Genomic DNA, 12,336 nt, shown 5'->3' with positions numbered 1-12,336 from the left:
GTCAGAACCTCTCTTCCAGATCGGCGAGTATCTCTTCGGCGGAGGTGCCGTAGGGCCACGAGTCGGCGAAGCCCGCGTCGGGATCGAAGAGGAACAAATGCGACGTGTGGCCCATCGTGTAACCATCCGGCGCCGCAGCCTCTTCGACGCGTTCAAAGAAGATCGGAAAGGTCTCGGATGTGGCGGCGATCTGTTCCGGCGTGCCGGTCAGACCGATGATGCCCGCATCGAACAGCGGGACGTATTCGGCGAGTGCGGCGGGCGTGTCCCGTTCGGGGTCGATGGTGATGAAAATCGGCTGGACCTTGGCGGCATCGTCGCCCAGACCGTCCATCACCGCCGCGACCTCAGATAGGGTCGTCGGGCAGACGTCGGGGCAGTTGGTAAAGCCGAAAAAAACCAGCATCCAGCGCCCCGCAAAGTCCTCCTCGGTTTGAACCATACCCTGGTGGTCCGTCAGTTCGAACTCAGCGAAAAAAGGCGGCTCGGCGTCAGTTCGGGCGCTATCGGCACGATAATCGGACCATAGCAAGAGCCATACGAAGGCAAGCGCTGCCACGCCTGCCAAAACCCAAAGAAACTTCTGTGCCGATGTAAGGGACAATCCTGTTCGCCTGTTTTTGATTCTTATTGCAAGTGCGGATACATCCTCTAGCCGCTAGAGGTTCAAGCACGAAATCATGGTATAGCTTGAACTCACGCGTCTGTGAAACCGACACTTGTTTATTCCGACGGCAAAACCTACACAAACTGTATCTTTTTCATGGAGGCGAAAATGCTCACGATCGGTACTCTGTCAAAGAAGACTGGCACGAAGGTGCAGACCATCCGGTACTACGAACAGATTGGGCTCATGCCCGAACCTGGCAGGACCGAAGGCGGGCAGAGGCGCTACGACAATGCACAGCTCGACCGGCTGTCCTTCATCCGCCATTCGCGACAACTCGGTTTCTCGCTCGATGCGATCCGCGAGCTGCTCGACCTCAGCGACCATCCCAACCGGCCCTGTGATGAGGCTGATGCCATCGCGCGTCGCCAGCTCAAACAGGTGGAGCAGCGCATGGCCCGCCTGAAGGCGCTGCGCACGGAACTGAAACGCATGGTTCACGAATGCAGCGGCGGGCGGACGGGAGATTGCAAGGTGCTTGAGGTGTTGCGGGACCATTCGGAATGCTTGACCGAACACGAGGAAATCGGGGCCTGAAGGAATTCAGCCAACATTCCGGCTGGAACGCAGATCTGCCGCAGAAGTTAATGTGTCGTACAACACAAGCTGGAACCACAAAATGGCCGCTAGACAAGATTCAATGGAGAGACGGACGCTTTGGATCGTTCTGGCGCTCAATATCGGTTTGGCCGTGGCTTTTTTCGCAACAGGCGCCTTCGGCGACTCAAGTGCCCTGATCGCCAACGGGCTCGATAACCTCTCCGACAGCTTCGTCTACGCGATCAGCCTTTTCGCTTTGTCCCGATCCGCCAAATGGAAACGCGGGGCGGCGAACGTTTCCGGCGGGCTGCTGATCCTGTTCGCTGCAGGCATCCTCTACGATGCGTGGCGCCGCTACATCGGTGGGTCAGATCCGCTCGGGACGATCATGATTGCAATGGCCCTGATCGCGGCGGCTATCAACGCAGTCTGCGTTTGGCTGCTCGCTAAGCTCAAAAATCCAAACGTCAATATCCGCGCGGCCAACACCTTCAGTTACAACGATTTCGCCGCGAACCTCGGGATCGTCGTGGCCGGTGGCCTCGTCGCTTGGCTAGGAACCAACTGGCCGGACCTTGTCGTCGGTGTGATCGTCGCCGGGATCGCGGCCTGGGGCGGTATCGACATCCTGCGCGACGCACACGGCGAACACCACAAAGCGGTTCACACGGACAAATAGTTGCGGGAGATTCTTTCTGAAAGAAAGGATTGAAGCTATAGTGACTATAGCAATTAGTCTTGTTCCAAGACGATTCGAGGAGCGACTCCGTTGCAGATGACCGACCCCCTACTTGCACCCACCAAACTACTGGATTTTGACGCCGCGCCTCTTGCGCATCTAATTGAGACCCGCGGCTGGCGCGGCTTATCCGAATACGATCGGATCGGAGCTGCCTATGATTTCGTTCGGAATGAAATCGCGTTCGGATACAATCGAGCCGACGACATCCCCGCATCCGAAGTGCTTTCCGACGGCTACGGGCAGTGCAATACCAAAGGCACGCTCTTGATGGCGCTGCTGCGTGGTGTCGGCATTCGTTGCCGGTTGCATGGGTTTACGATCCATAAAGGCTTGCAGCGCGGTGTTGTCCCTGAGCTGGTGTATCCGCTTGCTCCGCAGGAAATTCTCCACTCATGGGTCGAGATCGAATTTCAAGGTGCCTGGATCAACCTTGAAGGCTTCATCCTGGATGACGCTTTCCTCAAAGTCCTGCAAACGTCTTTCTCGGACACGGACAGTCTCTGCGGTTATGGCGCGGGCACGGATTGCCTTGGCGCGCCTCCCGTCGCCTGGAACGGAGAAGATACCTACATTCAGAAAACCGGCATCGTGCAGGATTTCGGCGTGTTTGATACGCCGGACGCCTTCTATTTGTCCCATGAGCAATCCTTTGGATGGCTGCGTGGCGCCCTTTACCGTCATATAATTCGCCACTGGATGAATGCGCGCGTACGTGGTTTCCGCAGCGGCCGCCTGAAGACTGACCGACGCGCGACATACGCGCACGCGGAGCCTGCCAATGCCACATGACCACGGGCACGCGCATTTCGATCCGGATTCCGGCGATCGGCGGGTTGCCATCGCCATCTGGGCAAACGGGCTACTTACCGTTGCGCAAGTCGTCGGGGGCATATTCTCGGGCAGTCTGGCACTGATCGCCGATGCGCTGCACAACTTTTCCGATATGGCCTCGCTTGTCATTGCCTTCGCCGCACGCAAGATCGCGCGCCGCCCAGCCGATGAGCGCATGACCTTCGGCTATGGTCGGGTCGAAATCGTCGCAGCCCTGGTTAACTACACCACCCTGATTTTGATCGGCTTCTACCTGATCTACGAAGGTGGCATGCGCATGATTGATCCACCCGAAGTCATGGGTTGGACCGTCGTCATTCTCGGTGGAATTGCGCTTGTGGTCGACACGCTGACCGCAATGCTGACCTATTCGATGCAGAAGGGCAGCGTGAACATCCGCGCGCTTTTCCTGCATAACCTGTCGGACGCGCTTGCTTCGGTCGCGGTTATCGTCGCTGGGTCGCTGATCATCCTTTACGACATGCGTTGGGTCGATCCTGCCATCACCATCGGCATCGCCATCTACATCCTGTATCTGTCTTTCACTGAAATAGGCGGCCCAATCCGAACCCTGATGCTCGGGAGCCCGCCGGACATCGACAACGAGGCCGTCGTCGAAGCGATGCGGAAAGTCGAAGGCGTCGCCGACGTCCACCACGTCCATCTCTGGCAAATGCAAGAGCACGAGGCTGCGCTCGACTGCCATGTCGTCGTGGCAGCCGAGGGGTGGTCGAAGATTGAAGAGATCAAGAGCGCGATCAAGAAGCGGCTGAAGGGAGAATTCGGCATCAGCCATTCCAGCCTCGAATTCGAGCACGAGGATCGCGCTCATCAGAACGCCGATCTCTATGGTCACGGTAATTCGAGAGATGGGGAGGAAACTCATACTCACGAAAAAAGATAACCGAGCATGAGGATATCATTTCCTCATTTGCGACGGCAAGTTGACGTCGACCAACGTCAAGTGGACTGATGAACCGTATGCGCCGTCTCTGCCCCAGTGATTTTGCGCGTTTTCTGTCGCGTCTGGAGCCTTCAGAAGTAGCTGTGAAGCTGCAGGAGGGTGCGCATGCCGGATGGTGGAGACGGATTTGTCGGACGTTGCGAGGTGGTGGAGCCTCGGCGGAAGAACCGGCGCTGGCCTGACGATGTGAAGGCCCGGATCGTGGCCGAGAGCCTGCAGCCCGGTGTTCGCGTGGTGGATGTCGCGCGGCGTCATGACATGCAGGCCCACCATCTTTCCGAATGGCGTCGGCAGGCGCGGCAAGGGCTGCTGACCCTGCCGGCGGATCTGTTGGCGAGGCCTGGATCATCCTGCGACACTCCCTCGGAGCCGAATTTTGTGCCCTTGGCGATTGAAGCGCGTTCTGACCTGCCGGCAGCGACCCCAGTCCTTGCTCAGGCTGGTGAGCCATCGGCTGGTATCATGACGGTGGAAATCGGGGCCGATGTCGTGCTGCGGGTTCCGGGCGATGTTGCGGTCGACCGGATAGCGGCCGTGGTTCGAGCCCTGCGCGGGGCGTCATGATCGTCGCCGGGCAACGGCTGCCGATCCTGATCGCGACGAAGCCGGTCGACTTCCGGTGTGGCCATCAGGCGCTGGCGCTGATGGTGCAGACCGAACTCAAGCTCGACCCGCATTCCGGGGTGACGGTAGTGTTCCGCTCGAAGCGCGGCGACAGGTTGAAGATCCTGGTGTGGGATGGCACCGGCATGGTGCTGATCTACAAGGTCCTGGAACAGGGCAGCTTTGCCTGGCCGAAGGTTCAGGACGGGGTGATGCGGCTGTCCCGGGCTCAGGCGGAAGCTCTGTTCGAAGGTCTGGATTGGCGCCGGACAGTTGCGCGGCGGGTGCAGCCGCCGACTGCGGCAGGATGACTCACCGGGCTATTTTGGGCGTTGTTTTATTGGAAATTTGTCCCGGATCGGGTAGGACGGCGCATGCCGCCGCCCTTCGATCTCAGCCAGTTTCCAGACCTTCCACCCGAGGTGGCGAAGGCCTTTGCCGCGATGCAGTTCGAGCTCTCGGTCGAGCGTGCAGCACGCCAGCATGAGCAGGCTGTGGTGGCCGAGAAGGATGCCTTCATCACCGAGCTGCAGGCGCTGATCGAGAAGCTGGAAGGCCAGGTTCTGGATTACCGGCGCACGAAGTTCGGGCCGAAATCCGAGAAGCTGGACCCGGCGCAGTTGGAACTGGCGCTGGAGGATCAGGAAACCGCCATCGCCGAGACCCAGGCACAGATCGCGGCCCTTAAGGAGAGGATGGCGGCCCGCGAACCGGACCCTGAGAAACGTATGCCGCGAGCGCCCCGCAAGGCGCGTGCGCTGCCCGAAAGCCTGCCGCGCGTCGAGCGCATGGTCGAGCCTGACAGCCTTGCGTGCCCCTGCGGCTGCGGCGACATGGTCCGGATCGGAGAGGACCGGAGCGAGCGGCTGGATTGCATCCCTGCTCGCTATCAGGTCATCGTCACCGTGCGCCCGAAATACGCCTGCCCCAAGGGGCGCGCTGGTGTGGTGCAGGCGAAGGCCCCCGCGCATCTGCTGGAAGGCAGTTGGCCCACCGAGGCGCTTCTGGCCCAGATCGCGGTGTCCAAACATTCCGAGCACATGCCGTTGAATAGACAGGCCGTGGTCATGGCGATAAACGGGTCGGCTTTGCGGATTGCCGGTATAGGCAACCGAGAGCCGCCGTCCGCACCGGGCACAGGTCATGACGCCTGCAAGCAGCGCCCGGCCGCCTCGGCCCGATTTCACACCGTCGGCGCGGCCGTAGTTGTTCAGCGCCAACTGGTTTTGGTTTCGCTCAAATTCGTCCCAACCGATATATCCCTCGTGGTGGTCCTTGATAAACACGTCCCAGGTTCCGACCGGCTTGCTGTGACCATAGCTCCGGCGCGCGCGCCCATCTACAATGGACGTTCGTTTCTCGCTTTTGCCATAGACATAAACGCCCGCGTAGAAGGGGTTTTTGAGCACAGATATCACGTTGCGATAGCGGATCGGCAGCCATTTGAAGTTGGTCATGCGCCCCTCATCCGAAGGCCGAGGGAAGTGGATCTGGTCAGCCGTCATCGACAACAATACCTGGCGCGCGCTGCCAAGCTCACTGAAGCGGGTAAAGATGAGCCTGATCACCTCCTGCAAACGCAGATCAGGATCCAGCCCCAGACCCGCCTCACGGTGCCAGATGTAACCGAACGGGACTGACAGGCGCAGCTCGCCACGCCGCGCCTTTGCCTTGGCGGCATCCAGCATCCGCGTCCTGAGCACACCGAGTTCGAACTCGCTGATGCTGCCTTTCATACCCAGAAGCAGGCGGTCATTCGGCTGGCAGGGATTGTAGATGCCGTCGTGGTCGATGACACGGGCCTCAACGAGCCCGCACAATTCCAGAAGATGGTGCCAGTCCCGGCCATTTCGCGCGAGCCGTGACGCATCCTGGCATAAAACAGCGCCCACCTTCCCCGCGCACAACCAGGCGACCAGACGGTCGAAGCCGGGGCGCGCCACCGTTCCGCTCGCGGAGCGCCCAAGATCGTCGTCGATAACCGCGACGTCGATGAAACCGTGCTGGCGTGCGATGTCGACGAGGTCATATTGCCGCCGCTGGCTCTCCAGGTTTGTCATGACCTGGGACTGCGTCGATTGGCGCACATAGACGACAGCCTTGCGCTTCAGGAGTTGCGCGGGGATCAGTTCAACGCTGTTCATCGTCAAGCTCCTCCACGATGAGGCCCGCAGCCTGCATCAGAATCTGAGCCAGCGTGATTGTGGCCTTCGCCCGCTCCGCCTCGTTCATCCCGTCCACCTTGCAGGGCCCGAACATCAGGCTCATCTGCCGGCCCGAGGTCGGCACAGGCGCGTTGTGCTGCTTCATCGACTTCCTCCCTTGCGATTCCAGTTTCGCGCGTGGAGTGTGCGGGAGCAGCCGTTGGCGTGACCAGTCTCTTGAGTTCAGACAGCGCGGTGAGATCAACCTGTGGCTGGCCAATGCTCATGTCGGCGCAGGCGAGGGGATCCACCATCCAGCCGGGAATCGAGACGACAACGCCAGTCGGGCCTTCCACCTTGAGAAATTGCCCGGTCGCGCGCTGCTCTACTCGCCGGATACAGACCTTCAGGCCGAAATAGGGATGCCAACGATAATGGACTTCCCGCTCTTCGCCGACATGGGCAGAATGAACGGGCAATGACCCTCAATCGCAAGAATGCGCTCTTTGCGGGTCACGACGAAGGCGGCATCGCTTGGGGTCGCATCGCATCGCTGATCGAAACCTGCAAGATCAACGGCGTTGAACCCTTCGCCTATCTCAAGGCCACCCTGACAGCGATCGCAAACGGTCATCCGCAAAGCGGTATCGACGACCTGCTGCCGTGGAACTTCAAGCCGTCAAGCTGAACTGCCAGTGCCCTCCTGGGAACGCTTACGGCGCTGATGGAGGCCGCAGATTTGAGCTGGCACACCGGTGACCGCATCAGCCAAGATCGGCTGGCGCTCTGGATCTCGCTGCGCCTGTCCGGCGTCCAGGACGACACGGCGGCGCTGGCGCGGGTCGGGTGGGCGGTTCGGCGACTGACGGGTGGACCGGGACCGGAGCAGGACTTGGCCGCCTTCCTCGACCGTCGCGACCCCGAGAACATCAGTGATGAGACCGAGCCGTTCGTGGATCGCGCGAGCGGTTGGCTGGATCTGATGGAGCAGGCCGCAGACCTGCACCCGATCACCCGCGCCGCTATGGGCTTTCACCTCTGGCGCCTCGCGGGGCTCGGGCAGCACGGTGACCAGATGGAAGCCGCTGTCGTAGCTGCGCGGATCGCTGCCAGCGAGGGGAGAGGCGCAGTCTTCGCGCCTCTGGCCATGGGCGGGGCAGGGGGGTTACGGGCCGGTGGGTCACCGTCTGATCGTCTGGCGCGCTGGCTGGACGGGATGGAGAAGGCCTGCCTGACCGCGATGCGACAGCTTGACGATATCGAGGCATGGTCGGCGCGGGCAATGGCCGAAATGGCATCGCTCTCGGGCAGGACGCCCCCGGCCTTGCGCGCGGTGCTGACCGAATGGCCGCTCGTCTCTGCGCCGATGGCCGAGGCCCTGACTGGCGCGAGCCGCGCCGCCGTCCAGCGCAACCTTGCATGGATGCAAGCGCGGGGCCTGATCCGCGAGGTGACAGGACAGGGGCGGTTCAGGATGTGGAAGGCGACAAACTGAAGGTTAGCGTGGGTGTCACCGGCTCACTCGGCAGCAGCGATGACCGCGAGCACGCGGCAGGGCGTGCAGAAACTCACCAACACTTAATGCATTTGTTGCACTTATTTCATATATAGTGGTAGAGAACAGAAACCGGAGAGGAGACCACCATGAACATGCTGGCCCACCGACATCTTCCGCCCACGCCGCAGGACGCGGCTATCGCGCGCGTCTCTGGCCAGGCATTGTCACGCTTCGCCCAGGCGCGCGCGCCGTTGAAGCTTCGTGTGACGGACTCCGAGCAGATGGAGCCGATCGAGCTTCCTGCGGGTGCCGTATCGCTGCTCATGGAGATCCTCGAGGCGATGGCAGCGGGGCGGGGGGTCACCATCATCCCCGAGAACGCCGAACTCTCGACCGTACAGGCCGCTGAGGTTCTGAATGTCTCGCGTCCGTTCCTGATCAAGCTGCTCGAGGATGGTGCCATACCGCATCGAAAGGTCGGCAAGCATCGCCGCGTCCGCATGGAAGACGTGATGTCCTACAAGGCTGCGATCGACAGCGAGCGCGAAGCGGTGCTCGATCAACTGGCCGCCGACGCTCAAGAGCAGGACATGGGCTACAGCTCGAAATGAGCCAGTAAACGGTCCTGTTCGATGCGAACGTCCTTTATCCCGCGCCGATGCGCGATGCACTGATGCAGTTAGCGGTCACGGACCTTTTCAAGGCCAAGTGGACGGCTGACATTCATCGGGAATGGATTGATGCGCTTCTGCGCAATGAACCTCATCGGGACCGCGCCGCGCTGGAACGAACCCGCGACTTGATGGACAGGGCCACACGCGACTGTCTGGTCACCGGCTACGAGGCATTGGTTCCGGCCCTGACACTGCCGGACCCTGACGATCGGCACGTTCTGGCGGCGGCAATCGTTGGGCGCTGTGACGCGATCATCACGCAGAACCTGAAGGACTTCCCTCCAGGGACACTTGCGCCCTTCGGCATCGAGACCCAGCACCCTGACGACTTTTTCCGAAACCAACTGTCTCTCGCGCCCGGTTTGGTCTGTTCCGCTCTGCGTAAAGTTCGCGCGCGCCTCAAGAATCCTCCAAAAAGCGTAGACGAGTATCTCGCGATCCTGACGCAGCAAGGGCTGGTCGCCACGGTTGCCGATCTGGAACAATTCGCTGACCTGCTTTGACCCCAGAACTGCCCTTACTGAATACGTTCTGGCCAGAGTTGCGGCACCCGATCCTTCGTCACCGCGAAATTTCGCCCGCCAGCACTGCACGCCCGTGAACTGCAAGAGTCGCAGTGAACCTCGGGCAACCGAACTGCCGGATCACGGCGGCAATGCGCGCATCGTACGCTGCTTGCCCGATGACGCGACACAGGTCTGACGCGTGAAACTGGCGGTTCGAGCTTGGCGCAGCCTTGATCTGTTCGTGCAGCTCGCGCTCTCGTGGCTCTTGAACCGGCTGTGGTGCGGGGAGAGCCGGTAGGCGCGTCGCTTCCCCAGGTGAGGTACGCCACCGGCGCATGAAGCCGAGCAGGAAACCGGCCGGAACCTTGCTGTTTCCGCGAGCCCGGTTGAAGGCAAGGAAGCGTTCCCAGATCACTTGCGTGTCGACGTTCCAGCAGGGTAGGGCGCTCTTCGCGGCCTTGATCAGCTCGGCCCAGCATGTTCGGAATACGTTCGAGCAACCGTCAATGTTGATCTGTCCTGTGAATATAGTTTTGTTAGATTCTTCTCTAGATAGTGATGTGTCGCCTCCGTCTGACACGAGATCGTGGGTCTGTTCGCCGTCGTCGAAGGCCGCGAAGCGGAAAAGCCAAGGGGCGAACTTGCCGTTCGACTTCTCGCGCTCAAGCTTCAGTTCGGAAGTTTCAAGCTCACTCAGCAGAACGCTCAGGTACTGGCGCGAGACGCCCATCTTCGCTGCCAGAGAGGATAGGGTGAAGGCCGCCGTGCCGCGGGGCAGGCCGTTATACCCGTCCTTCCACGCAATTCCGTCGAGGATGAGCGTGGCCAGCTTGTGCGCCGAAACGGACAGGTCTGTCTGCGTGATCCGCCTGAGGATCAGGCCGGTCGTTGGTTCCATGGTCGTATCTCCTAAGAGACGAAGCCATGTCGAGAGCAAACAACATTCTTGCCTGCAATAACACTTTGCTGGTTGCAGGGGTTCGGACACTGCGCTAGAAAGACCATGTTCAAGGGTTTTTGTCTCACGCGGCGTCAGGCTTCTCGGTCTGGCGTCGTTTCCCTTTTTTGGGGTGATGCACTGCCTCCGGTGCAAGTTGATCGGAGCGGGCCAGTGCTACGCTGGCCCGCACGGGGTTCAGTATCGGACCTCTTCGAAGCCATAGTTGCCTTCATGGTCGCGCCAATCGACGAAGACCGAACGGTAACTCACCGAGCCGCAATGCGCGGGCCGGGGCAGGAGCGAAGCAGGGGGAACGGCTGCGGCACTCGAGCGCTGCCAGTGGTAATCACCCTGCACACCGTAGGAGCCGAGCCTAGTCGAGTCGTAGCGGATGCAATCACCGTCACGATCCTGATGTTGGCTGAACTGGACATGGTAGACGCGGATGCTCCGAACGAAGTCGAAGGCGCTGCCAGAGATGTCGATATCGGCGCGTTCATCGGCCTGCGCCAACACGAACGGACCTGTCGCATTCGGGACGCTGATCTCCGGCGCGGCGCGGAAGGTGATATCGTAGAGTCGCTCCATCGGCGATAGTGGGGCAGGGACGTTGAACGAGGCTCCCATCGGGCAACGCCAGATCTGCAGCGGCGGCTCGACCGGCCAGGGCGTGATCCTGCGGATGAAAACAGCCCGCGCATGTGCACAGGGTGCAGATGCTGGCCAGCCACCCGCGAGACATAGCAGGATGGCGCAGTCGACCTGGTAGCTCTGCGCAAAAGCGGGCTCCGGCGTGACCATCGCAAGCGCGAGCCCGGCTGCTGCGAGTGACGTCAACGGATGCTTCATGTATCGACTCCCTGCGAAATTGTTCGCTCGATACGATACAACATTAACGACTACAACCTGATTTGAACAACAGCGATGTTGCGCGATCGCAGAGCAACTCAGGTGATCCGGCACGGAGCGTTCGACGTCTCGTCCTGAACGCCCCGAACCCGGCGGGTTTCCCCGCCGGGCCCGAGGGGGAGACCCCGTTCTTTTCAGAACGGGATCTCGTCGTCGCGGTCGACCAGCTCGGGGTTTTCGGTCTCGGCCGACTTCGGGCGGCTCAGGAAGTCGACTTTCTCGGCGATGATCTCGCAGCCGTAGCGGTCGTTCCCCATGCTGTCGATCCACTTGGTGTAGTGGATGCGGCCGTGGACGAGGACCTTCATGCCCTTTTCGCAATGCTCCGCGACCGTCTTGCCGAGACCGTTGAAGCAGGTGATGCGGTGCCATTCGGTGTCCATGACCCGGTAGCCGTTCTCGTCGCGCAGGACGCGACCTTCCGAGAGGCGGGGGCGGGAGGTGGCGAGGCTGAAGTTGGTGATCTTGGTGCCGCCCTGGGTGGTGCGGACTTCGGGGGTCTGACCGATGTTGCCGGCGAGGATGACGATGTTCTGCATGATAAGCTCCTGTGTGTCCTGTCTTCGGGACCGTCCCTTCGACAAGACCCGGAGAAAGCCCGTCGGGTGACGCGTGTACGGTGGACAGCATGGACGCCGGAAACCCCCAGAGGACCGGGGTGGAGCGGGCAGCCCCGAAGGGGCAACACGGCCCGGACTGACGCGGGGTTGCGCGCAGGAGCCCGAACGGGATTAGGGGATTGTCAGTCGAAGGGATGGCCCGGGAGACAGAGATGCGCGGGGAGCCCATGCCAGAACCCGTCACCCTGCCAATCGGGACAGTCTGACCCCCAGTTCCGCACCTCCTTGGCGACGAAAACTGCGATCACCAGCCTCCGCCACCCCTTCCCTGGCCTTCCGGGAGTTGCGGCGCCTTACCGCGACAGGCTATCGATACCGGGACATTCAGGACACGGACCGCATCAATGGCTGATTACGATCTCGAGGCACTGTCGCTCGGCGAGCTGAAGAAAATGCAGAAGGACGTCGCCAAGGCGATTGCCACCTATCAAGATCGGCAGAAGGCGGAAGCCCGCGCCAAGGTGGAGGCTCTCGCCCGGGATCTGGGCTTCTCCCTGGCCGAACTTGTCGGCACCGAGACGAAAACCTCCCGTGCACCGGCAGCGGCGAAATATCGGCACCCTGAGAACCCGGCACTCACCTGGTCCGGTCGGGGGCGCAAACCGCAGTGGTTCGTTGAGGCGTTGGGGGCGGGAAAGACCGCAGAGGAATTAGGGATCACTTGAAGGACGCAGCAGGACACTGGCAAGCCCATGCCA

General features: G+C 61.1%; 14 protein-coding genes and 4 pseudogenes. 12 read left to right on the top strand and 6 right to left on the bottom strand.

Annotation, left to right across the window (positions count from 1 at the left end; translation table 11 throughout):
* Position 1 precedes the first annotated feature (1 nt).
* Positions 2 to 604, bottom strand: a complete 603-nt coding sequence (locus tag ACFQXB_RS17680) for an SCO family protein (RefSeq protein ID WP_018001723.1) — start codon at positions 602 to 604, stop codon at positions 2 to 4.
* A gap of 171 nt (positions 605 to 775) precedes the next feature.
* On the opposite strand from ACFQXB_RS17680, the gene ACFQXB_RS17675 reads away from it, so the two are divergent.
* The 7 genes and pseudogenes from ACFQXB_RS17675 to ACFQXB_RS17645 form a co-directional block, all read left to right on the top strand.
* Positions 776 to 1,204 (top strand): MerR family transcriptional regulator, encoded by a 429-nt coding sequence (locus ACFQXB_RS17675; protein ID WP_013959865.1) that lies wholly within the window; start codon positions 776 to 778, stop codon positions 1,202 to 1,204.
* Between the two features lie 103 nt (positions 1,205 to 1,307).
* Complete coding sequence (locus ACFQXB_RS17670; protein WP_009573601.1) at positions 1,308 to 1,886, top strand: cation transporter; 579 nt, start codon at positions 1,308 to 1,310, stop codon at positions 1,884 to 1,886.
* Positions 1,887 to 1,982: 96 nt separating this feature from the next.
* The gene (locus ACFQXB_RS17665) at positions 1,983 to 2,738 is read left to right on the top strand and encodes a transglutaminase-like domain-containing protein (protein ID WP_377406538.1); all 756 of its coding nucleotides are present in this window, start codon (positions 1,983 to 1,985) and stop codon (positions 2,736 to 2,738) included.
* On the top strand, positions 2,728 to 3,684 hold the full coding sequence (locus ACFQXB_RS17660; RefSeq protein ID WP_043772516.1) for a cation diffusion facilitator family transporter: 957 nt from the start codon (positions 2,728 to 2,730) through the stop codon (positions 3,682 to 3,684). The genes ACFQXB_RS17665 and ACFQXB_RS17660 overlap by 11 nt, the downstream gene beginning before the upstream one ends.
* A 165-nt stretch (positions 3,685 to 3,849) precedes the next feature.
* Positions 3,850 to 4,308, top strand: coding sequence for an IS66-like element accessory protein TnpA (tnpA, locus tag ACFQXB_RS17655; RefSeq protein WP_449301250.1), 459 nt, complete (start codon positions 3,850 to 3,852; stop codon positions 4,306 to 4,308).
* Positions 4,305 to 4,658: an IS66 family insertion sequence element accessory protein TnpB gene (gene tnpB / locus ACFQXB_RS17650; RefSeq protein ID WP_377406503.1), complete on the top strand. Its 354-nt coding sequence runs from the start codon at positions 4,305 to 4,307 to the stop codon at positions 4,656 to 4,658. The genes tnpA and tnpB overlap by 4 nt, the downstream gene beginning before the upstream one ends.
* 63 nt (positions 4,659 to 4,721) lie before the next feature.
* Positions 4,722 to 5,429: pseudogene (locus ACFQXB_RS17645) on the top strand (IS66 family transposase zinc-finger binding domain-containing protein); the annotation flags it as partial.
* Between the two features lie 144 nt (positions 5,430 to 5,573).
* Here the strand turns inward: ACFQXB_RS17645 and ACFQXB_RS17640 are convergent.
* Positions 5,574 to 6,491 (bottom strand): annotated as a pseudogene (locus tag ACFQXB_RS17640) (recombinase family protein); the annotation flags it as partial.
* Positions 6,478 to 6,657, bottom strand: coding sequence for a hypothetical protein (locus ACFQXB_RS17635; protein WP_377406501.1), 180 nt, complete (start codon positions 6,655 to 6,657; stop codon positions 6,478 to 6,480). The pseudogene ACFQXB_RS17640 and the gene ACFQXB_RS17635, both read right to left, overlap by 14 nt.
* A 306-nt stretch (positions 6,658 to 6,963) precedes the next feature.
* On the opposite strand from ACFQXB_RS17635, the pseudogene ACFQXB_RS17630 reads away from it, so the two are divergent.
* From ACFQXB_RS17630 to ACFQXB_RS17615, 4 genes and pseudogenes are all read left to right on the top strand, one after another.
* Positions 6,964 to 7,179 (top strand): annotated as a pseudogene (locus tag ACFQXB_RS17630) (transposase domain-containing protein); the annotation flags it as partial.
* A 30-nt stretch (positions 7,180 to 7,209) separates the two neighbouring features.
* A pseudogene (locus ACFQXB_RS17625) lies at positions 7,210 to 7,986 on the top strand (hypothetical protein); the annotation flags it as partial.
* A 149-nt stretch (positions 7,987 to 8,135) separates the two neighbouring features.
* Positions 8,136 to 8,600, top strand: coding sequence for a helix-turn-helix domain-containing protein (locus ACFQXB_RS17620; RefSeq protein WP_377406499.1), 465 nt, complete (start codon positions 8,136 to 8,138; stop codon positions 8,598 to 8,600).
* A gap of 14 nt (positions 8,601 to 8,614) precedes the next feature.
* Positions 8,615 to 9,166, top strand: a complete 552-nt coding sequence (locus tag ACFQXB_RS17615; protein ID WP_377406534.1) for a PIN domain-containing protein — start codon at positions 8,615 to 8,617, stop codon at positions 9,164 to 9,166.
* A 58-nt stretch (positions 9,167 to 9,224) separates the two neighbouring features.
* Here the strand turns inward: ACFQXB_RS17615 and ACFQXB_RS17610 are convergent, their stop codons facing one another.
* From ACFQXB_RS17610 to ACFQXB_RS17600, 3 genes are all read right to left on the bottom strand, one after another.
* The gene (locus ACFQXB_RS17610; RefSeq protein WP_377406497.1) at positions 9,225 to 10,067 is read right to left on the bottom strand and encodes a hypothetical protein; all 843 of its coding nucleotides are present in this window, start codon (positions 10,065 to 10,067) and stop codon (positions 9,225 to 9,227) included.
* Between the two features lie 237 nt (positions 10,068 to 10,304).
* Entirely contained in the window at positions 10,305 to 10,958 is a 654-nt protein-coding gene (locus ACFQXB_RS17605; RefSeq protein ID WP_377406494.1) for a hypothetical protein, read from the bottom strand.
* 194 nt (positions 10,959 to 11,152) lie between these two features.
* A complete protein-coding gene (locus ACFQXB_RS17600; protein ID WP_009820080.1) occupies positions 11,153 to 11,557 on the bottom strand; it encodes a single-stranded DNA-binding protein in 405 nt (134 codons plus the stop codon).
* Positions 11,558 to 11,982: 425 nt separating this feature from the next.
* Between ACFQXB_RS17600 and ACFQXB_RS17595 the strand changes: the two genes are divergently transcribed.
* Positions 11,983 to 12,303 carry an H-NS histone family protein gene (locus ACFQXB_RS17595; RefSeq protein WP_076534138.1) on the top strand — a complete coding sequence of 107 codons (321 nt, stop codon included), beginning with the start codon at positions 11,983 to 11,985 and terminating at the stop codon, positions 12,301 to 12,303.
* The last annotated feature ends 33 nt before the right edge of the window (positions 12,304 to 12,336 follow it).

The organism is Halodurantibacterium daqingense, assembly GCF_042666235.1.
Classification (GTDB): Bacteria; Pseudomonadota; Alphaproteobacteria; order Rhodobacterales; family Rhodobacteraceae; genus Halodurantibacterium; species Halodurantibacterium daqingensis.
Note: the sequence above shows the minus strand (reverse complement) of the source record. Positions and strands in the feature narration are given on the sequence as shown.